This window comes from Flavimarina sp. Hel_I_48 (assembly GCF_000733945.1).
Lineage (GTDB): Bacteria > Bacteroidota > Bacteroidia > Flavobacteriales > Flavobacteriaceae > Leeuwenhoekiella.
Window position 1 is genome coordinate 2,589,590 of record NZ_JPOL01000002.1, and the last position, 22,158, is coordinate 2,611,747.

The window sequence follows — 22,158 nt, forward strand, 5'->3', positions numbered from 1 at the left end:
CAGCCCTTAAATCCCGAATAATTACCCATTTTCAGCCGTTTTTCGCCTATTAAATCCCTAATTTTGCCGAAAATTTTATTATGGAATCCAAACCGGAAGCGCGTTTAGAACTGTCTGAACAGGAAATGCTTGATTATGGGCATCGTATTGTAGATCTCATTGCGGGGCACCACGCCACGCAGCGCACTAAAAATCCGGTGGCGGTGGCTACGCGCAAGGAAATGGATACCCTATTTTCAGAAGAAGCGCCAGAAAATCCTACCGATGCGCATAAAGTTTTGGATTTTGTGATGGAGCAGGTCATTCCTGGTACCAATTTGCTTAGCCATCCCAAATTTTTCTCGTTTGTACCGGGACCCAGCAATTATATCAGTGCGATGGCAGATACGCTGGCGACTGGGTTTAACGTATTTTCAGGAGGATGGGCAGCGGCACCTTCAGCGGCTGAACTGGAGATCGTGACCATGAACTGGCTGCTTAAAATGTTTGGGTTTCCACAGAAAAAAGGAGGTGGGATTTTTACCAGCGGTGGCTCAATGGCCAATCTAACCGCGCTGGTCACAGCCCGAAACATTAAATGTGGTGAGGATTTTTCAAAAGCTACCATTTACTTGTCAGACCAGGCGCACAGCAGTAATATCAAAGCGATCCGCGTGATGGGTTTCCGTAAGGAACAGATTCGTATTATTCCTACGGATATGGAATTCAAATTCGGTATCAATAAACTGAAAAATGCGATCAATAGGGATCGTCTGGAAGGTCTGGAACCGTTTTGTATTTTGGCTTCTGCGGGAACGACAAATACCGGTACGGTAGATCCATTGGTTGAAATTGGTGAAATCTGCAAGAAGGAAAAGCTTTGGTTCCACGTGGACGGCGCTTACGGTGGTGCCGCGATTCTGGGCAAGGACGGTAAGAAATTACTCAAGGGGATCGATAAGGCAGATTCGATCACCGTAGATCCCCACAAATGGTTTTATCAACCCTACGAAATGGGCTGTCTTCTGGTACGCAACCATAGATGGCTTAGCGGTACTTTTACCGAAAAACCGGAATATTTGCGCGATGTGGAAGGGAATGAGAGCGAGATCAATTTTTTCGATCACGGCATCCAGTTGACCAGACGCTTTAGGGCGTTAAAATTCTATATGTCAATAAAAACATTCGGATTGAAAGCTTTCCGCGAAGCGGTACAGTACAACATAGATCTTGCCGAAGCCACAGACGCCTATTTACGTAAAAGCCGAACCTGGGAAGTGGTTTCGCCGGCCACGCTGGCGATAATCAATTTCAGGTACAATCCAATTGCAAAAAACCTTAGTGAAAAAGAGCTCGATCAGCTCAATGCAAAAATTTCTGAGCAGGTGGTAAACAGCAGGCAGGCGATGCTGGTAACTACCATTTTAAATGGAATGATCGTGTTACGTATGTGCCTTATCAATCCCAGAACGACACTAAAGGATGTCACAGATACGATTGAATTGTGCGAATCTTTTGCAGATTAAAAAGTAATTGAATATTCAGAAAGTGTCCTAATCTTAAAATAAACCGTTTTAGGAAGATACTCAATAAACTGAATTTTGAGCCGGTTTATAGCTTTTTCATTTCTTTTTGGGCGTTTCGCTGCGGGTCGGGCTTTACGTTTCAATCTTTTTGCTCGTACCTCACAAAAAGGATTTCAACTGCAATCCCTAACGCAAAATCCTTTTCTATAATAGGAAATCGTTTTAAAGACACCCAAAGGGGAGGCAATTTCATCAGACCAATTTTTTCTGTAAAAGCAAGAACACATTTAAAAGAGAATTCCACTTTTCAATGTTAAATCATCAAAAAATTGGAGTTTAGGCATTGAAAACAGGCAAAATCAGCCCTTATTTTGACTGATTTTCTGTTTTATTTCGTCATTTTCAATACGTGCATTGGCCCCTTTTTTCCCAGCGACCAGTGCGCCCAGTGCACAGCCAAATTCCAGCGCGTATTGCGGATTGTTTTCGGTGTAGAGTATGTAGAGCAATCCGGCTAAAAAAGAATCCCCAGCGCCTACGGTATCCACTACTTTTGCAGCATAGCCTTGGCTTTCATAAAAATTATCGTTGTGCAGCAGTAGGGCACCTTCGCCTCCTCGCGTAACGCACAGCGTTTGCGCATTTGTATATTCGTTTAAGAAAATAAGGCCATCCCGCAGGGAATTCATGTCAAAATCAAGAAATGCGCAGATTTGTTCCAGTTCGTCATCATTCATCTTAACAATATCTGCCATTTTGATAAGTTCCAGTACCTGTTCCAGTTCATAATGTGGCGCACGCAAATTAACATCAAAAACAGCTTTTTGGGCTTCGTCTAAAAGAGCAAAAAGTGTTTCCCTAGAGGTTTTGCTTCGGCAGGCAAGGGAGCCAAAAATGAACAAGTCACTACCCGCAACCTCTTTTTTATTGGTTTCGGTTAAAGCAATTTCATCCCATGCCACCGGTTTCTTAATCGTATAAGAGGCAGACCCAGAAGCGTCCAGTTCGACATCTACGATTCCCGTTTTTAGGGCGTCGTCTGTTTGAACAAGCTGTTGCGCTATGTCGTAAGACTCCAGTTGCTCCCGTGTTTCGGTTGCGAGTTCGTCAGTTCCCAGTCGGCTAATGATACTGCTATCTGCGCCCAGGGAAAGTAAACGCAATGCCACATTGAGCGGCGCTCCCCCCAGGGCTTTTCCGTCAGGGAATTTATCCCATAAAATCTCTCCAAAACAGATTGTTTTCAATGGTTTTTGCACAGTTAATTAGGTTTTACGTGAACTTTTTGACTAAAATTTAAAAGCCCTGGTTTCCTTATTTCAAAATCGTTTTTTCAAGCTCTTCAAGTGAAATTCCTTTAGTTTCAGGCATAAGGAATTTTACAAAGAGCAATTGCAGGAACATCATAAAGGCAAAAAAGGCGAATATGGGCCATGGGTTGTCTTTAAAGATACCTGATTCAGAATCCAGAAAAACAGGTGTGAGCAGTGTTATCAAAGCGGCAAAGACCCAGTGTGTCCCCGTACCCCAGGATTGACCGTACGAACGGACTTTATTAGGGAATATTTCAGAAATAAACACCCAGATAACCGCACCCTGGCCTATTGCGTGAGAAGCGATAAATATAAGGATGAAGGTCAAAAGTATACTGCTGCTTGCACCGGTATAAAATGCCCATGCCACGACGAGCAGACTAATAATATAGCCAAAAGATCCAATGTACATAAGCTGCCTACGTCCCAATCTATCAATAAGGCCAACGCCCACAAATGTAAAAATCAAATTGATCACGCCAATGGAAATAGAACTAAGAAGGGAGTCGCCTTCGGCAAGACCGGCACGTTCCAGAATTTCCGGAGCATAATAAAGTATAAAATTGATACCGGAAACCTGGTTGAAAAAAGCAATCAAAAAGGCCAATATAAGTGGATTTCTAAACCTTCTGGAAAAGAGTTTCACATCATTTGCGGTATTTGCAAGGTCTGCTTTGATATCAAGGACCTGCTGTTTTGCTTCCGCTGGGTCATAAATTTTACTGAGCACCTCAAGGGCTTGCTGTTCGGCATTTCTCTTGTAGAGCAACCATCGCGGACTCTTGGCAACCTGCATTACCATCAAGGTGTAAATAAGTGCAGGGATCGCTTCAACGCCCAGCATCCAGCGCCAGTCATTGTCCCCCTGAAAACCCTGTAGCGCATAATTGCTGAAAAATGCTATTAGAATACCTAGAACGAGGTTGAATTGGTATAAAGCAACCAGTTTGCCCCTGTTTTTAGCCGAAGAAATCTCAGAAATATACGTGGGTGCCGCAACAGATGAAGCGCCAACTCCCACGCCGCCTATAAACCTAAAGAAAGAAAATAGATAAGGATCTGGTGAAAGTGCAGAACCCAGTGCAGAGACAAAATAAAGTACCCCAATCCAGATCAGTGTTTTTTTACGACCCAACCGGTCACAGGGAATCCCTCCCGTAAGCGAACCTAAAACAGTTCCCCACAGGGCCATAGACATTATAAAAAGGCCATGAAAAAAAGGTGTGGTGTGCCAGAGTTCTTTAATGGGAAGGTTTGCGCCAGAAATCACAACGGTGTCAAATCCAAATAAGAAGCCTGAGAGCGCGACGGCAACAGACCATTTTTGTACTGCTTTCATGTATTGGTTGGTTTTTATTTAATCGGTTGATTGGTTTTTCCAAATACTGGGAACAGGTGCAAGTTTAAGGTTTTTAACGACATCTTCCGTTTGGATATTCAATATTGTATAGGGACTCTTCGGAAAAACCTGTGCAGTCATCGCGGTGGCACCACCATCCACAAAAAATTCAATGGAAGATTGATCTGTAAATAAGGAAATGGAAGTTGGGCCCTTTTTTATAAACTGAGCAGGCGCGGTCATGATGCGATCAGCGAATTTCTCTGAAAAATCGGTTTCCCCAGAAGCTATGCGGTCGATATAAAACTGATTTTGCGTTTTTGAATAGCCCACATAAACGGAATCTTTTGACGCATTTGATAAAGCAATCCTAAAATCTGATGGATTTTCTGGCAATTCAAATTCAATATGTGCCTGATTGAGGTCTTTATTTTCCAGCTGTACCGGTTTTTCAGCTGCAAAATTTTCGTAGCTGAGGTTTTGGGTGATGGCATCAACAGGATAATTGGTCAGGAAATAACCATCATCTTTTTTAAGTTCAAGCTTGCGTGGTAGTGTCATGGCACTGCGCCATTTTTCCGTAGGTGTTTGTTCCCCGTAATTCCAGTTGCTCATCCAGCCCAGAAAAACACGGTCATCCTGTGGCATGTTGTTAAATGTCACTCCTGCATAATTGTCGCGGCCCCAGTCAATCCATTTATCCTCTTTTTGTTGAGAGGTAAAAGTTTTCCCATCAAATTCACCTACAAAATACTGCGTACCCGAGCCACCATTAGGCGCGCCGGGATTTATACTGATGAGCAGCACCCATTTTTCTTCGCCACCATCTACTTTAAGGGGGAAAAGATCTGGACATTCCCATACGCCGCCATGCGCACCTCTTTTTTGCCCAAAATCGCTCAGGAAATCCCATTTTTTGAGATCTGTTGAATTATAGATCTGCGCGTGATCACCGGCAACAAGTAGAAGTATCCATTTCTGGGAAGCCTCATGCCAGAATATCTTTGGATCCCGAAAGTCAATACCCTGATCCACATTCGGCACTACGGGATTGCCTTCATATTTTTCCCAGGTGTCGCCATCATCCAGGCTATAGGCGATGCCCTGGGTCTGGTAGTCCTCTCTGCCAGCTTCGGCCATTTCTGCATTGTGATAGGTGAACATGGCCACCATAGGCGGATTTTCGGCAGAGCCAAAACCTGAAGAATTGTTTTGATCCACGACCGCGCTTCCAGAGAAAATATATCCCAGGGAATCTGGTGCGAGTGCGACTGGTTTGTGTTCCCAATCCCTTAAATTTTTACTTGTAGCGTGCCCCCAGTGCATAGGCCCCCACTTCGTATCGTCAGGATAATATTGATAAAATAAGTGATAAGTGTCCTTGTAAAAAACGAGTCCGTTAGGATCGTTCATCCAGTTTGCTTCTGGCGAAAAATGATACTGAGGCCTGTATTTTTCCTGATAATAAGCACTATCAGTGGTAGTTGTATTATTTTCGGTTTTTACAACTTCTGCATTGTTCTTTTCTTTGCAGCCAGAGGTCAAAAAGGTAGCGGTTACGAGGCCTAAAACAAATTTACGGAAGCGCATTATGTGAAGGTTTATTAATAAATGTTGAAAATATGACATTTTATTCACAATATAACGTTTTCGTTTGTAGATTTATACTATTCGAGACGCTTGATAGGCGCTAGGCTTTCAGAAACCAGTATATTTGCATTTTTAATATTATGAGAAGAAAACTTACCTTAAAATTAATAGCTCAAGAACTGGATGTTTCAATTTCCACCGTTTCCAAAGCATTACGCGACAGTCCCGAAATTAGCGAAGAGACACGTGAAAAAATCAAGGCTTATGCTAAAAAGTACAACTACAAGCCGAATAATATAGCCCTAAGCCTTAAGAACAGGAAAACCAATACGATTGGGGTCATAATCCCCCAGATCGTGCACCACTTTTTTACTACGGTAATACGCGGTATAGAAATGACTGCCAGGGAGCACAATTACAATGTGATCATTTGCCTTTCCAACAACGATTTCGATAAAGAAGTCCTGAATATGGAACTCCTGGCCAATGGTAGTACTGATGGTTTTATACTTTCGGTATCCAAGGAAACCATGCTCAAGGAAGATTATCACCATTTAAACGAGGTGATAGAACAGGGCATGCCCGTGGTCATGTTTGATCGCGTCGTAGAAGGTATTCCCTGTGATCGTGTACTAATAGATGATAAGGCCGGCGCTAAAAAAGGAGTCATGCATTTGCTCAAAACGGGATGTCGTAAAATAGGAATCCTAACCTCACATGATTATAACAGTGTGGCGCGTTTGCGTACGGAAGGTTATATGGAGGCGCTTTCAGATGCCGGTGTGGCAATCAATGAAGATTTAATCCTAAAGTTGGATAATATTGATGAGTGCGATGATGATTGTCATGAGAAAATTAAGCAGTTTATAAAGAAAAACGATCTGGATGCCATATTTACGGTAAATGAACTTTTTGCGGTTGCTGCCGCCAGATATATTCAGGAAGAGGGTAAGCGTATTCCTGACGATATTTCCATAATTTGTTTTACAGATGGTAACCTGTCACAACATTTTTTGCCAAGTTTAACCACTGTAAGTCAGCACGGTGAGGAGATGGGGCGCAAAGCAGCCGAAATTTTAATCGATAAATTGCAGCGGGATGAGGAGAATGAAGAATCTACTACCACTTACATTGACACAAGCTTGATACAGCGGGAATCCACACATACATTTAAGAACAGATAAATCATTTTGATGAGTAAAAAAGGAATTATTTTTGACCTTGATGGGGTAATTGTAAATACTGCGGGCTTTCATTATTTAGCCTGGAAACACCTGGCAAATGATCTCGGTTTTGATTTTACCGAAGAGCAAAATGAAGATTTTAAAGGGGTTAGTAGGGTACGATCCCTTGAACTTTTGCTTGAAATAGGCGGTAAAACGGCAACTCAGGAAGAAAAAGATAAATGGCTGGAGTCCAAAAATGAAGAGTACCTCAGCTACATTGACGGTATGAGCGAAGAAGATATTTTGCCAGGAGTCAAGAAAGTCCTGGATTATCTGAAGAAAAAAAATGTACCCATAGCCTTAGGATCTGCAAGCAAAAATGCGGTGCCCATTTTAAAACGGGTCAATTTGTACCCTGTTTTTGACGCTACGGTAGATGGTACAGATGTCTCTAAAGCAAAACCTGATCCCGAAGTTTTTCTTATAGGTGCCAAAGAACTAGGCATAGATGCAGCAGATACAATAGTTTTTGAAGACAGCATTGCTGGTGTACAGGCAGCAAATATTGCCGGTATGGTGAGCATAGGTATTGGCGATGCCGAAGTTTTACACGAAGCCGATTATGTTTTCAACGATTTTACGGAAATAGAAACCCAATTTTTAGACCAACTTTTGAAAAATTAAACCATGAACCAAGATTATATAATTCCCTCTGCCTGGTCAATCCTTGAAGAAGGATTTGAAAAAGACCGTATTACTTCATCAGAAAGCCTTATGAGCATAGGCAATGGCGCCATGGGTCAACGGGCAAATTTTGAAGAGGAATACAGCGGCAAAACATTTCAGGGAAGTTATATAGGTGGGATTTATTATCCTGACAAGACGCGTGTGGGCTGGTGGAAAAATGGATATCCTGAATATTTCGCAAAAGTCATCAATGCTCCCAGTTGGATAGGTATAAAAGTAGTTATTGATGGGGAGCAACTGGATCTCAATACCTGCTCCAGTGTTTCTAATTTCCGTAGGGAATTAAATATGAAAGAGGGATGGCTGAGCCGTAGCTTTAACGCTACCCTTCAAAATGGTGTGGAAATCAAGGTTTCTGCCCAGCGCTTTTTAAGTATGGAGCATGATGAAATAGGCGCCATCAAATATAAAGTTACACCGCTCAACCGCGATGTAACCATGAGTTATGAGCCTTATCTTGACAGTGGTATAACTAATGAGGATACAAATTGGGACGATAAGTTCTGGAATACGCTTTCTGTATCAGAAAACGGTAACCGCGCTTACATTATGGCGCATACCATGAAAACGATGTTTCATGTATGTACCGCGATGTACAATAGTTTTACAGTAGACGGTAGGCCCATATCGCTTTCGCTAAAAACAAATAAGACTGATACCTATATAGGTCATATATACGAAACCGAAATAAAAGAAGGTGAAGCTTTTACCATTCATAAAATTGCGGGTTATGTCACTTCTTTTAACCACGATAAAGACACTTTAAAAGACGAGGCCAATAAAGTTCTCGATACCGCAAGCGCATTGGGCTACAAAGCGCTTTTAGAAAAACAAAAAGAGGACTGGGCGGCGATCTGGGCCATGTCAGATATCGTGATTGACGGCGACGTTAAGGCACAACAGGGAATCCGTTTTAATATCATGCAGCTCAACCAAACGTATTCGGGTAAAGATTCCCGTTTGAACATTGGTCCGAAAGGATTTACAGGTGAAAAATATGGTGGTTCTACATATTGGGATACCGAAGCGTATTGTATTCCATTTTATATGGCGACCAAAGATCAACAAGTGGCCAGAAACTTATTGACCTACAGATATAATCACCTGGAAAAAGCGATAGAAAACGCCGAAAAACTCGGTTTTAAAAACGGTGCGGCTTTGTATCCAATGGTGACCATGAACGGTGAAGAATGCCACAATGAGTGGGAAATTACCTTTGAAGAAATACATCGTAATGGTGCTATGATATTCGCCATTTATAATTATGTGCGTTATACTGGCGATTACAGTTATATTCCAGAAAAAGGACTGGAAGTTCTTATTGCTGTTGCTCGTTTCTGGGAGCAAAGAGCTACCTTTTCAAAGAAAAAGGATAGTTATGTAATTCTGGGTGTTACCGGTCCCAATGAGTATGAAAATAATGTGAACAATAATTTCTATACAAATTATTTAGCCAAATGGTGTCTGGATTATGCGCTTGAACACGTTCAAAAAGTAAGTGCCGATTTTAGTTCAGATTACAAACGCATACTTGATAAAACCAATTTAAAAGAAGACGAACTCAAATCCTGGAAAGCCGTTGCTGACAGAATGTATTTCCCATATTCTGAAGAGAAGGGCGTGTATTTACAGCAGGATAATTTCCTTGACAAAGAATTGATTACCGTTGCTGATCTTGATAAAAATCAGCGCCCCATCAACCAGAAATGGTCCTGGGACCGTATTTTGCGTTCACCCTATATCAAGCAGGCAGATACCCTGCAATGTTTATACTTCTTTGAGGATCAATTTAGTGAAGAGGAACTCAAAAAGCATTTTGACTTTTATGAGCCGTTTACGGTACATGAATCTTCGTTAAGTCCCTGTGTACATTCTATCCAAGCGGCAAAATTAGACAGGATGGAACAGGCGTACACCTTTTATTTAAGGACATCACGCCTAGATCTTGATGATTACAATAAAGAAGTACACGAAGGTTTACACATAACCAGTATGGCTGGTACCTGGATGAGTGTTGTAGAAGGTTTTGGCGGTATGCGTATCAAAGAAGATAAACTTTCTTTTGAACCCAAAATGCCCGAAGCATGGGACGGATTTTCATTCAAAATCAATTTTAGGGGTCAAATCCTCAAGGTAAGCGTACAGAAGGAAAAAGTAGGTTTTAGCCTTGATAAAGGGGATAACCTTGATATAATCGTAAATGGTAAAAATGTTGAAGTAAAAGCAGAAGGCATTACAGAAGTATAACCGTAAATTTCTTATATCTGATAAAAAACGGCCATTTTCATATGAAAATGGCCGTTTTTTTTATGATTTATTGTTTCTTAAGGGGGATATAAATATCGGCCTGCCAGGTGAGCGGGTCACCACCGTTTCTGGGATTACTATGGTACACTTCTAGAGGTTCTGGGGTAATGGCTATATTTTCGTTTTTCGCCCTTTCGTACAAATCAAACCATGCCCGGTGCGATAATTTGTAATTTCCGTGAAAAGAGCCATAAATTGCTTTTTTAGGAGCTATTTTACGTATAAAAACCTCATTTCCAGAAACGGGTTTATGGTTACCGGCAATGGGAAAACAAAAATCAAAGGTTATTATATCTTCCGGTACGTACCAGTGCTTTACTTGAAGCATGGGGAAACCATCCTGTTTGAGTCCATTCTCGATCATATAATCCTCAATGGAGCCTATAGTGGCAATCATCGCGCCGGCTTTCCCCTTAAGACTTGTCGTAGAGGTAATACACGCACAGGTAGCTGCTGGTGAAGTTGTGGTTTGCTCCTTTAAATCGATCCTGTAACTTGACTGAAGATTATAAAGTTCTTTTCTAAATGCGATAAGATCTGTCTTCAGTTCCTGGATATAGTCATTTTCCTGAAACGGATTGATGATGGATAAACGCTGTGAAAATTTATTTGTGGTACTTCGTGTACGTACCGTAATGTTTGAAATACTATCATACATAGGTTCAAAATGCCATACCAGTTCGATTGAGTCGGCAGCCTTTAAATGTGCCATCTGCGTAATTTCATTGAAGGACTCCCAGTCTTTTAGCTTTACGGTTTTGACCGAGTCTGTACCGTTCAATGTTTGAAGATTATAAACTTCCTGATAAGCTGTCCCCGGTCCATACGGTGATTCAAATGAAATTTGATAGTCATACTTTTTGATAAAAAGAAACCAGCAAAGTGCAAGGACAAGGATGGTACAAAAAAGGGCAATTACTTTTTTCATAGTGTTAATGCGATACGATGGTATTATCTGTGGTCATTTGTAACTGGTCTATAACATAATTACCAAGATTAAGGCCTTGTTCTAAACCTTTTTCTATCGCGGCGCGATAATGTATACCGCCGTACAACCTGCTTTCAGCGGCTTCTGTAGATGCCGCTCTAAAAGATGTAAAACTTCTTATGGGAAGTCCATAAGGTGTTTCCGTATCGTCATTAAAGCTGAAGTTTTCACCAAAAACAGAAGTCAGGGCTATAGATGCAGCACCAGAGATTACAGAATGCCCACTAGTATATTCAGGAAATGGAGGGGTTTGCAAAACGGGAACCCAGTTCTCATCAATATATTTATTGATGACCGTTTCTGGTCTTATAAGATTGCTGCGGTACTTCTCGTCCCAACAACTTATAAAACCATCAGCAATGGCAATAGCCGTTTTTGTATAGGCTAAAACGGTTGTTTCATAGTCAGAATCTGTTTTTTCGCACGCTATTTTCGCAATACCCATCCAGTGTGCACCAGGGGTGATTTTTTTTGTGGCAAACATAAGATGGCCCTTGTGGGTAGATACGTAGGGATTACAGTCCCAAAATTGGGCAATAGCGGTTTCTTTGCTCGTTTCGTCAGCGCCGTTGGGATCGTTGTTCGTTTCATAGACTTCCATTACCTCTTTCCGAAAATCTGAATTTTCTTCCATTGAAAAAGCGGGTGGGGGCGTGGGCTTGAACTGGTCTGAAGATTTAATTACAAAGGGCCGTATTTTTGCCCAGTGCGGTTCAATACCATCCATATACGCCGGGGGAGTGGGCTGCCAGCGGGTCTCATCGTCAGAATATACGGAGAACTTGGGCATCGTGCGGGTCTGGGCATAATTGTCCTTACCCATCCATTCTTTAATGTGCGCTGCCACCTGCATTCCATAATCTTTTGAAGTCTTGAAACTGACCGGGTTTTGTTGCTCCCAGGTAGAATACAAGCTATCGCGGAACAAGATGATGCGCTCTTCTGAAAATATCAATTGCTTTGCTACATCATAATAGGCGACCAGTGAGGCAAGCTGGTAATTTAAACCTGTGGTGTCCAAAGGTGCGGGAACAGGTTTAAGATCCCTTAATTGACCGGCGAGGCTTTTGTATTTTTCAGTACCACCCAGCATGGCTTCGTAGGCCGCAATATTGCTATAGGCATAGATGCGACTGGCCACCGGTGGGGAGAAAATATCATGCACCTGTATGGCGGTAACACGATCCTGAGCCGTATGATAATCGCCTGGTGTAATATTTATGTCCTTATCCCGCGTCGTGCAGGAGAGGCTAGTGATAATCAATATAAGTCCAAAAAATCGCAACATCATCGTTCTCCTATTTTATACAGTTCAGCTTTTACGTTATTGTAGGTAACTAGTAAATGGTATACTTTGTCAACCTCTACTATTGATAGGTGCCTTACCGATTTCTGAAAGAAATTCAGACCCAAACCGGCAGTATTTATATCCTGTTGACCGCTTTTTAACAAAACTCCGCCCATGGCATCAAACTTACCATAATATGGTGTCAAACCAAAATAATTGCCACCCAGTAAAACTTCTTCACGGCCATCATTATCAAAGTCAAAATTCAACATGGCTTTTATGGGCGCTATCTGTAACGCATTGCTGAAGGTACGAAATTTAAAAGCTCCATTGGTATTCTCCAGATATCCTGACGCTAATGTATGTATTTCTAATTTTTCAGCGGTTTCCAAAGCCTTTTTTCCCATCACTTCCACAGCAGTTTTACCAGCAAAATCCTTATAGGTATTAAATTTTTTACGTATTATGCTCAATTGTGAAGACAACAGGTCCAGATCGTGTTCTAAATAGTAGTTTCCGTTCTTTTCCTGTGCAATAATACTCTCTTGAAGACCATTATTATCAAAGTCGGCGTGATACAACACAAGCGGGAATTTTGTGCTCGCATGTAGTTTTGAATTGAGTCCCCAGTTGCCCAGCAGATAATCCATATCCCCGTCCTCATCTAGGTCAAAGGGCAGCACAGTTTGCCATAGCCCATTGAGTTTTTCTTCAAGCAACTCATCTGTTACGTCTGTGAACCTACCATTATCATTTCTTATAAAAGTGGGGCGCATCCATTCACCTACCACAATTAAATCTTTATCGCCGTCCTGATCAAAATCCTCAAAAACCGCATCGGTTATCATGCCCAGTTTCTTGAAAACTTCTTGATTGGAATCCAAAAATTTTCCATCGGTATTGATTAGGAGGGAAGAAGCGGGTAGGGACCCATACTTTAAATTTTCGCCGTTAGCGCCCAGAAAAATATCCAGATCGCCATCACCATCAATATCAGATTTGCATATTACCGAATTATTTTGTCGTAATGGAGCCTCGTTTTTTAGTAAAGTGAAGTTACCTTCATCATCGCCAGAATAATAAGAATCTTCAAGATTTACACTGCGTATAGACTCACCATCACCAGTGGCAAAATAAAGATCTATCGTACCGTTATTGTCAAAATCACCTAATACTGCGGAAGTTTCCTCCTTGTTTTTGTTAAGCGCAAATGCCGGTTGCTTTTTTTCTTTAAAACCATTTTGATCCTGAAGAAAAACTTTCGCTTCCTGAAAACGAACACTGCCAAAGATTATATCATCCAGACCATCTTTATTGATATCCCCTACAGACACCCCGGGACCCTGATCTGACAGTTTATGAAGAAGAAGTTTTTGTGTTCCAAAGTCTGAATATTCGTTTTCAACGGGAGCGTAATCAATCCCCAAATTGTCTGCGACCTTGAAGAATATTTGGGTATTGACGTTCCCAAAATAATTCTTTAAATCTATGGGGAAACGCACTGCGGACGGATTTAAAGTTAATGTTTGATCTAACGCTATGTCATAGAGTATTTCCGCTTTTTGATCTGGCCAAACGATGAGCAGGGAATCTAATTTTTGACCCTCTTTAAAACCAAAGTGTATCGTGGGCTCTGACGAAGACTGCCAACTCTTAGTAGTATATAGTTGGCGGTATTGCAACTTTCCATTACTAAATGCGATCGCTTTTGTCCCTATAGCGAAAGTATTCCTAATTGTATCCTTAAACTTTAGTTTTAAAAAAGAACCTGTAGCTCCTTTATTCTCATAAATACTTGCCGGTGCGTTAATATTATTGGTCACGAGATCCAGATCACCATCATTGTCTAAATCTGCGTAGGCTGAACCGGTAGCTGGCAAACTGTCGTTTGCTATCCAATTTTTAGATTGATTCGTAAATAGGGCATCGGGAGCTCCTGAATATATATAGTTGGTTACTTTGCCCGATGGCATTTTATTGATCGCGCGTTCATCAATAAGGTTTGTGGTCTCAAGTTTTTGGCGAACCTGATCTGTAGAACTGTATTTTATATAATCCAGGTCATTAGGCCGGCGTGGGATACCGTTGCTTATAAATAAATCCTGATAACCATCCTGGTCATAGTCGGCGAAAAGTGCTCCCCAACTCCAGTCACTGGCAGCAACACCGCTCAGGAGTCCGGTTTCAGCAAAATACTTTCCATTTTGATTGATCTGTAGCATATTCCGGCTGTATTGCGGGTGATATCCAAGCCGCTCTATGCGCATTCTATCTGTATCAACATTATCATCCTTTGCAGAAGTTTTTAAAATACTTTCTTCTTCCGGAAGCATATCTAACGTGATCAGATCTATAAAACCATCATTGTTGATATCTGCCGCATCGCTGCCCATACTAAACCGTGAAATATGACCAAAATTGGTTTTCAGGCATTCCGTAAAAGTACCGTCATCATTGTTTAGATAATAGTAATCATCTTCATGAAAATCATTACTCACATAAATATCCGTAAAACCATCGTTGTTGAAATCAGAGGTAGCGATACCCAGGCCATAACTGTTTGCACCACCGTAAATACCAGCTTCTTCACTTCGGTCTATAAATTTACCGCTTTCGTTAATAAGCAATTTATCGCCACTTTCTGAAACACGTTTTTCACGGATATTTGCCATACCGAAAGAGTTTGCGGTGTGAATCGCGTGATTAAGTAAGTACATATCCAAGTCGCCATCATTATCTACATCAAAGAAAGCAGCCTGGGAAGAATAGTTTTCAAAATCGAGACCGTATTCTTTTGCGCGTTCCTTAAAGGTAAGATCGCCATTATTTATAAAAAGCTGGTTATACCCCATAAAACCATTTATACCTACAACGGCACAAACGTAGATATCCAGTAGTCCATCGCCGTTTACGTCTGCCATTGCGGTCCCCGTGTTCCAGTTTGCAGTACCGGCAACGCCCGCTTTTGCGGTAATGTCCTCAAATTTTAGGTCTCCTTTATTGAGATAAAGTTTGTTTTTGATCTGGTTGCCGGTAAAATAAATATCTGGAAGTCCGTCATTATTGATATCCCCAATACTTACCCCGCCACCGTTGTAATAATACAGGTAATCCAGAATGTTCTGATCCCTTGTTTCGGTCAATATATTAGCGAAATCGACGCCCGAGGAATCAGCGGAAATTTTCTGAAAAAAAAGTGCAGGATTTTCTTTCTGCTCCTTTGTACAGGAAAGAAGCATTGCTACCGAGATCCATAACAACAAGCATTTATTCATTAATTTCAAAAATTCTTGGCTTTTGGTCATTAATTGCGGCGATTACATAGGTTTTGCCATCTTTGTCCTTCACAGTTTGCAGAAATTTTACTTCATCACGAATAACAAACCCACTCTTATCATAGCCCTGCCATTCAAAATTTAAATTTCCGTCACCCAGTAGAACATTTCCAAAGCTTGCATCCAGTCGGGAAAACTGAGGTTTAAATTCAAAATTGTTACCCGCCATAACCAGATCCAGATTACCATCTTTGTTGATATCCTGGCAAACGATCCCACAAACACAGGAAAGTTGTACATGGCCAGGGAGATCTTTGAGCTCAAAATCACCATTGCCCTTATTTATCGCGATAACGGTACGGGAGTTGTTTACTTCTCGCACGAGCGCATGATCGAGTTGCTGAGCACTAAAAATTTCAGAAATAGGTCTTTGCGCATAGTCAGATGCTTTCAGGTTCTTTTTCTTCAAGCTAGGCAATTGGCTTGTAAGTTCTTTCTTCATGTGAATAGGATAGTCCTTTCCGTTTTCATGAATAGTCATGATTTGTTCAATAGTGCCATTGTCATCGAAATCATTGATCCAGATCTTAACTGGTGTTTCTTGTGAAACTTTATAGGGAATATTGCTTCCCCTATTTCCCAGGATAAGATCCTGATCGCCATCCTTATCAAGATCTGCCGTTACCACGGTATTCCACCATCCATTTTCGGTAGATAAAGAAGTCTTCATTTGCTGGAGGCCACGCCCTGTATTCCTGTAAATTTTTGGTGCCCCCCAGTCTACGGTAACTATTAAATCCTTTAATTCATCACCATCAGTGTCACTCCAGGTTGCTGAGGTGATCATACCAGCATGCTTTAGGTCAAAGGCTTTTTTTTCTGTGACATCTTTAAACGTGCCATCGCCTTGGTTTTCTAAAAGTAAATGTCTGGGATCTACACCAAAAAGACTCACCACGCTGCGTGATCCTACAAATAGGTCTATATCCCCATCCCCATCATAATCATAAGGTGCGATGGCAGCAACATTTTGATCTGCCGCAGGCAATTGATTTTCAGCTGCCACAAAGGATCCCTTGCCGTCATTTAAATAAAGCCTGGGTATATAGTACATATTCTCCCCCCGTTCATTTCCTCCAGATCCTATAATCAAGTCCAGGTCGCCATCTCCATCAATATCTGCAAATGCGGCCGCGGTATCTTCAAATAAATTATCAAGTTCGAGTTTGGGCTGTGATTTTTTTTCAAATTTTCCATTACCCATATTTAGGTAAATGCTTCCTGATTTTCCCTTTGCACCACCTATAAAAAAATCTTCTTTTCCATCACCATTGATATCGCCCGTTGCCATTGCCGGGCCTTCCTGAGAAAGTTTTTTATAGATTAAACCTTCATAATCAAAGTCTGAATATTGATTTTCCTGATGCGCCTCAAGGGGTTCATTGGAAACTTCGGTAAGCAGTTGGTTTTGTTGCTGGCGGACTTCAGGTTCGTACGTTGCATTCGCGTCATTAATGTCAAGGGATAAGGTCTGATTAACCGCGACATTCTTGAAGACCTGAAAGCGATCATCTGGCCAAATAACCAGGAGAGAATCCAGGCTTTCAATCGCCCCAAGTCCCATGGTCAAGGAATAATCCATAGAAGATTGAAAACCGCGGGTAGGGTTTTCTTCCTGCATGAAAATTTTATCCCCTGAGAAGAGTTTGATTTTAGCGCCTATGGCGAAACTATTATCAGGTGTTCCTTTGAGATTGATTTTTAGAAAGTTGGTATTTGTCTGTTTCTCGCTGTTGTTGCGGTATAAAAAACTTTCCATATTGACATTGTTTACCACAAGGTCCAGATCGCCATCGTTGTCCAGATCGCCATAAGCGCAGCCGTTTGAAAGACTTGGTATGCCCAGCCCCCAATCATTGGCTTCGTTTTCAAAGGTAAGGTCACCCTGATTTTTATAGGCATAGTTGGGCAGTTTCGTAACCGGCATCTTATTGATAATACTGTCAATAGCTTCTTTTTTGCCCGTCAACACCATTTTTTGCATAATATCATTTGCAAAAAAGTCGACGAAATCAATATCGGTAAGATCATGGTTTATGCCATTTGTGACAAAAATATCGCGTAGCCCATCATTATCCATATCAAATATCAATCCTGCCCAACTCCAGTCTGTAGCTTCGACACCGCTATAATGCGCAATTTCAGAAAAGCTGCCATTACCATTGTTCAGCTGAAGCGTATTATGGATATATTGCTGAAAGAAATCTTTGCTCTGTTTGAGTTTAAAAACGTTATAATTCTCAAATTCCATAACAGATTTGACCCTTTCATTAGTCTCCGGAAGCATATCTGTGATAAAAACATCACCGTGACCATCATTGTTGATATCTGCCATATCAACGCCCATTGCGGAAAGGCAAAGATGTGAGGTATAGTCTTTTATACTTTCGGTAAAAGTGCCATCCTGATTATTGATGTACAGATAGTCGCGCTCGTAAAAGTCATTGGAAACATAGATATCAGGGTAAAGATCCTCATTGAAGTCACTTATTACAATGCCCAGCCCAAATCCAATTAAGCTACCATAAATATTGGCCTCCTCGCTTACGTCAACAAATTTACCATTATCATTGCGCAGCAACATATCGCCCACGCCCCGAAAAATTTCCGGCACGCCTTCCCAATCCTGAGCACGCACATGGCGTTGCTCGGCGTAGCCGAGACTGCTTACGGGAATGTTGCTGTTATTGAGAATATAGGCATCCAGATCGCCATCTTTATCATAATCAAAAAAAGCGGCGTGCGTGCTAAACCCTGTTTTGGCCAAATTATATTCCTCTGCTTTTTCAGTAAAGGTGAGGTCCCCATTGTTGATATAGAGGTCATTATCATGATTGTTTCCCTCCATATTACCAGCGTTACTCACATAAATATCAAGTAAACCGTCCTGATTGATGTCAACCATATTAACCCCCGTAGACCAGGGCTTGTTCCCTGCAACACCGGCTTTATTTGTTATATCTTCAAACTTAAAATCGCCTTTATTGAGGTAAAGTTTGTTGGCACCCATATTTGCCGTTAAATAAATATCTGGCAGTCCGTCGTTATTTATATCCCCAATGGCAACGCCACCGCCGTTATAGAAATTACGGTATTTAAAAATATTGAAGTCCTTTTGATTTTCAACGGTATTGATAAAATCGATTCCTGTGGAATCTGACTTTAAAAGTGTAAAAAGTTTTTCACTTTCTCCCTGCGTTTTTTCCGCAGTACCTTCAGAACATTGGGTAGTGGTCAAAGCGATTAGTAGTATGAGTATATAATATGGATATCTCATTAATTTATCTTCTTTAAAATGATAGGAGCATCTCCATTTCTGGTGATGATATAGTTTGCATTATTTTTTGACTTAAAGTCGCCGATAGCCCTTCCTGCGCCAGGGATCGTTATTATGGGCTGCGATGAACTGAATGTGCCCTTTTTGTCATTGATGAATAGATTATCTCGTAAGGCATCCAGTCTACCCAGTTGTGTACTTATTTCATAGGTATTGCCCACAACCAGCAAATCTGGATACGTGTCATCGTTGAGGTCTGGCGTTATGAGATCAAAAATAGGGGCGAATTGTGCCTGTGCTGGCAGCAAGTGTTTTTTGAAATCACCATTGCCCATATTTTCAAAATAGCAGGAAGCAAGTTCATTTACTTCTTTTTTCACGGCCTGGTCTATTTTGTCTTCCGAAAATAAAGTACTGAAATCATTCTTCGCATAGGCACTGTAACTTAAATATTTTTTCTTTAAAAAAGGCATTTGTTTAGTGAGTTCATCAAAGGAGGCAAACGGTGTTTCAATCCCATTGAAAAAATAAGTGACCACGGGGTCTAAAGTCCCATTGTCATCAAAGTCGTTTGCATAAAGTTGTATGGGAAATTGAGCACTTGCTTCAAATCTGGAATTTAATCCCCAGTTTCCTGCAACAAAGTCCAGATCCCCGTCAGCGTCGAGATCTGTAATGCCAACGCAGTTCCACCATCCTTTAGTTTCCTGAAGCGTGATTTTTTCAAGTTTTTTTCCGTCGTTCATAAATAGGGTTATGGGCATCCAGTGGCCCACGGCGATAGCATCAGGATATCCATTATTATCTAAATCTTCCCAGGTAATTTCCTGAACATTTCCCATGTTGCTGAAATCATCCGAAAAACCCGCTGAAACTGGCTTAAAATGACCTTTTTCGTTCAAAAACAGATACTGTTTAGGCGTTCCCGAAAAATCTCGTGGAACACTGTTTGACGTGATACAAAGATCAGGCCATCCATCTGCGTTTAAGTCAGGAGTGGTAATGCTTGACGCATTGCAGTACAGGTCCTGAAAAGTAGTTGTATCCTTTACAAATCCGTTTTCTGTATTTAAATAAAGCCTTGGCCGAAGTGGTTCCCCACTGATGAATTCGTTACCTCCACTGGCTACGATAAGATCCTGATCTCCATCCTGATCAGTATCACAAAAATGAATGGCGGTATCTTCATTGATAGCGTCCAAATCAAAATTAGATTTCTGTACCTGTTCAAAAGTACCTCTGGGGTTTTGTTGCCAGAGCGCTAGGGCCTGAGATTTTCCGCCACCTAAAGCAATATCTTCTAAACCATCACCATTAAAATCTGCCACCGCAACCGGAGGACCCTGATTTGAATAACCAAAAGGGATCAGGATTTCCCGGTTGAACTCAACGGTTCCTTGCTCTTTGTGATTTGTATTTATCAAAGAATCCACTTTGACCAACAGAGGATCACTGTTTTTTTCTAAAATTAGATTTTGACCAGCGTCGTTATAGTTAAAATTAAGTGTTTGGTTTGTTGCCAGATTATAGCGAGTTTCGTTTTGACCACCAGGCCAGGTGACCTTTATGGAGTCGATTTCAGTAACGTTTTTCAAACCGAAATGAAGACCCGGCGCTACCGAAGACAAAAAACCCTGATTAAGATAGTGTTCTTTTGAGAGGAGGTTGTCTTCTGCATAAATAACTACTTTGCTCCCTATGCCCAGCACATTTTTCTTTGGACCAATGAATTCAACATCCAAATAATTATTTCCTTTCGAATTATTTTTTAGTACAAAAGCTTCCTCATCTGTGTTGTTGACCACAAGATCAAGATCGCCATCATTGTCAAGATCTGCGTACACCGCACCGTGACTGTAAGAGGAGACCGTATCCATCCAATGCTCGTTTTCATTGGTAAATAAAAGGTTACCATTGTTTTTAAAAATATAATTGGAAGTTTTTTTAGCAGGTAATTTATTGATCAGGGATGAATAGTCTGCAAAATTCCCTTCGCTAAGGCGTTTTTGAATAGCTTCATTAGCCGCATAGCTTATAAAATCCATGTCATTTGTGGCGCCTTTTATGCCGTTTGTAAAATATAGATCCTGATGCATATCATTATCAAAATCGGCAGAAAGTACACTCCAGGACCATTCTGTGGCTGCAATACCGCTATAATATCCTATTTCGGAAAAGTTCAAATCGCCCATATTTAACTGAAGACTGTTCTGCATAAACTGGGGCTGGTAGCCATTACGCAAATAATTCTGATAGTTTTGATAAGGATATTCAAGGCCCGAAGTTTTATAGGTCTTAAGTTCTTCCGGAAGCATATCCAAAGAAACAATATCCAGTAGACCATCATTGTTAAGATCGCTTATTGAATTTCCCATCGAAAAATGGCTTGTATGACCAATATTTTGATCATTTTCGGCAATTATTTCCTTAAAAAGCCCATTTTTCTGATTGATATAGAGGTAATCATTCTCAAAAAAATCATTACCCACATAAATATCAGGATAGCCGTCATTGTTGACATCACCCAAGGACAACCCTAAACCGTAACCTATTTTCCCCTGATAAATACCTGCTTGCTCACTGACATCCACAAATTTACCGTTGTCGTTTTTATAGAGTCGGTCACCAGCTTTGGGGTCAACAGTTTTTCGCAAACTTCCGCGGCCATAATTTCCGTTGGGGTGGAGGGAATGATTCAGTAAAAACATATCCAGATCACCATCCAGATCATAATCAAAAAAGGCTGCCTGAGTAGAAAAACCTTTAAAATCCAGTCCATATTTAGCCGATTCTTCTTTAAAAACGGGGAACTCTTTTATATCATTCCCCTGATTGATGAATAGCAGGTTATGGCCTTCTAGATTAAGTAATCCACTAACCACACAGATATAAAGGTCCAGTTTCCCATCATTATTAACATCTACATTGCTTATTCCGGTAACGAAATTGTTGCCGTTTTCGTTAGCAAGGAAATCAAAAGAATCACTTTTTTCAAAAACAAAGTCACCTTTGTTAAGATAGAGTTCACTCTGTCCCTGGTTTGAACAAAAAAGCACATCTATTTTCCCATCACCATTGTAATCTCCGGCCGATACGCCTGCGCCATTATAATAGTAGAGATAATTAAAAATGTTTATTCCCAGTTGTTCATTTAAACGGTTTGTAAAGTCGATCTTAGTATGAGATGACGCAATAGGGGTAAATAAAAAATCCTTTTTTTTCTTTGTACAACATAATAGAACAGCACATAGCATCGTGACTGTTAGTTTAATTAGAAAGGAAAGTTTTCTTTTATAAAGCATT

At 40.9% G+C, this 22,158-nt stretch carries 12 protein-coding genes; 4 read left to right on the forward strand and 8 right to left on the reverse strand.

The window, feature by feature from the left end:
* Nucleotides 1-80 precede the first annotated feature (80 nt).
* Nucleotides 81-1,505 carry a pyridoxal phosphate-dependent decarboxylase family protein gene (locus tag P162_RS11435; protein WP_031427512.1) on the forward strand — a complete coding sequence of 475 codons (1,425 nt, stop codon included), beginning with the start codon at nucleotides 81-83 and terminating at the stop codon, nucleotides 1,503-1,505.
* A 359-nt stretch (nucleotides 1,506-1,864) separates the two neighbouring features.
* On the opposite strand, the gene P162_RS11440 is transcribed toward P162_RS11435, so the two are convergent.
* From P162_RS11440 to P162_RS11450, 3 genes are read right to left on the reverse strand one after another with little or no spacing between them, the layout of a single operon-like run.
* On the reverse strand, nucleotides 1,865-2,764 hold the full coding sequence (locus P162_RS11440) for a carbohydrate kinase family protein (protein WP_031427513.1): 900 nt from the start codon (nucleotides 2,762-2,764) through the stop codon (nucleotides 1,865-1,867).
* Between the two features lie 55 nt (nucleotides 2,765-2,819).
* On the reverse strand, nucleotides 2,820-4,157 hold the full coding sequence (locus tag P162_RS11445; RefSeq protein ID WP_031427514.1) for a sugar porter family MFS transporter: 1,338 nt from the start codon (nucleotides 4,155-4,157) through the stop codon (nucleotides 2,820-2,822).
* An 18-nt stretch (nucleotides 4,158-4,175) separates the two neighbouring features.
* A complete protein-coding gene (locus P162_RS11450; protein WP_035917023.1) occupies nucleotides 4,176-5,747 on the reverse strand; it encodes a glycoside hydrolase family 32 protein in 1,572 nt (523 codons plus the stop codon).
* Between the two features lie 140 nt (nucleotides 5,748-5,887).
* Here P162_RS11450 and P162_RS11455 point away from each other — a divergent pair, with 140 nt between their 5' ends.
* From P162_RS11455 to P162_RS11465, 3 genes are read left to right on the forward strand one after another with little or no spacing between them, the layout of a single operon-like run.
* Nucleotides 5,888-6,931, forward strand: coding sequence for a LacI family DNA-binding transcriptional regulator (locus P162_RS11455; RefSeq protein WP_031427516.1), 1,044 nt, complete (start codon nucleotides 5,888-5,890; stop codon nucleotides 6,929-6,931).
* Nucleotides 6,932-6,940: 9 nt separating this feature from the next.
* Nucleotides 6,941-7,597, forward strand: a complete 657-nt coding sequence (pgmB, locus tag P162_RS11460; RefSeq protein ID WP_031427517.1) for a beta-phosphoglucomutase — start codon at nucleotides 6,941-6,943, stop codon at nucleotides 7,595-7,597.
* A 3-nt stretch (nucleotides 7,598-7,600) separates the two neighbouring features.
* Nucleotides 7,601-9,907 carry a glycoside hydrolase family 65 protein gene (locus P162_RS11465; protein ID WP_031427518.1) on the forward strand — a complete coding sequence of 769 codons (2,307 nt, stop codon included), beginning with the start codon at nucleotides 7,601-7,603 and terminating at the stop codon, nucleotides 9,905-9,907.
* A 67-nt stretch (nucleotides 9,908-9,974) separates the two neighbouring features.
* On the opposite strand, the gene P162_RS11470 is transcribed toward P162_RS11465, so the two are convergent.
* From P162_RS11470 to P162_RS11490, 5 genes are read right to left on the reverse strand one after another with little or no spacing between them, the layout of a single operon-like run.
* On the reverse strand, nucleotides 9,975-10,895 hold the full coding sequence (locus P162_RS11470) for a GyrI-like domain-containing protein (protein ID WP_031427519.1): 921 nt from the start codon (nucleotides 10,893-10,895) through the stop codon (nucleotides 9,975-9,977).
* 4 nt (nucleotides 10,896-10,899) lie between these two features.
* A complete protein-coding gene (locus P162_RS11475) occupies nucleotides 10,900-12,246 on the reverse strand; it encodes a vanadium-dependent haloperoxidase (protein ID WP_410471167.1) in 1,347 nt (448 codons plus the stop codon).
* Nucleotides 12,243-15,518, reverse strand: a complete 3,276-nt coding sequence (locus tag P162_RS11480; RefSeq protein ID WP_031427521.1) for a VCBS repeat-containing protein — start codon at nucleotides 15,516-15,518, stop codon at nucleotides 12,243-12,245. Before P162_RS11480 ends, P162_RS11475 begins: the two co-directional genes overlap by 4 nt.
* Nucleotides 15,511-18,855 carry a VCBS repeat-containing protein gene (locus tag P162_RS11485; RefSeq protein ID WP_031427522.1) on the reverse strand — a complete coding sequence of 1,115 codons (3,345 nt, stop codon included), beginning with the start codon at nucleotides 18,853-18,855 and terminating at the stop codon, nucleotides 15,511-15,513. The genes P162_RS11480 and P162_RS11485 overlap by 8 nt, the downstream gene beginning before the upstream one ends.
* Nucleotides 18,855-22,109, reverse strand: coding sequence for a VCBS repeat-containing protein (locus P162_RS11490; protein ID WP_031427523.1), 3,255 nt, complete (start codon nucleotides 22,107-22,109; stop codon nucleotides 18,855-18,857). Before P162_RS11490 ends, P162_RS11485 begins: the two co-directional genes overlap by 1 nt.
* Between the last annotated feature and the right edge of the window lie 49 nt (nucleotides 22,110-22,158).

What these genes read in the sequence shown, in the direction of transcription:
- P162_RS11490 (WP_031427523.1), bottom strand. Translation starts at nt 22,109, where the DNA reads ATGCTATGTGCTGTTCTATTATGTTGTACAAAGAAAAAAAAGGATTTT.
- P162_RS11445 (WP_031427514.1), bottom strand. Translation starts at nt 4,157, where the DNA reads ATGAAAGCAGTACAAAAATGGTCTGTTGCCGTCGCGCTCTCAGGCTTC.
- P162_RS11465 (WP_031427518.1), top strand. Translation starts at nt 7,601, where the DNA reads ATGAACCAAGATTATATAATTCCCTCTGCCTGGTCAATCCTTGAAGAA.
- P162_RS11450 (WP_035917023.1), bottom strand. Translation starts at nt 5,747, where the DNA reads ATGCGCTTCCGTAAATTTGTTTTAGGCCTCGTAACCGCTACCTTTTTG.
- P162_RS11480 (WP_031427521.1), bottom strand. Translation starts at nt 15,518, where the DNA reads ATGAATAAATGCTTGTTGTTATGGATCTCGGTAGCAATGCTTCTTTCC.
- P162_RS11455 (WP_031427516.1), top strand. Translation starts at nt 5,888, where the DNA reads ATGAGAAGAAAACTTACCTTAAAATTAATAGCTCAAGAACTGGATGTT.
- P162_RS11485 (WP_031427522.1), bottom strand. Translation starts at nt 18,855, where the DNA reads ATGAGATATCCATATTATATACTCATACTACTAATCGCTTTGACCACT.
- P162_RS11475 (WP_410471167.1), bottom strand. Translation starts at nt 12,246, where the DNA reads ATGATGTTGCGATTTTTTGGACTTATATTGATTATCACTAGCCTCTCC.
- pgmB (WP_031427517.1), top strand. Translation starts at nt 6,941, where the DNA reads ATGAGTAAAAAAGGAATTATTTTTGACCTTGATGGGGTAATTGTAAAT.
- P162_RS11470 (WP_031427519.1), bottom strand. Translation starts at nt 10,895, where the DNA reads ATGAAAAAAGTAATTGCCCTTTTTTGTACCATCCTTGTCCTTGCACTT.
- P162_RS11435 (WP_031427512.1), top strand. Translation starts at nt 81, where the DNA reads ATGGAATCCAAACCGGAAGCGCGTTTAGAACTGTCTGAACAGGAAATG.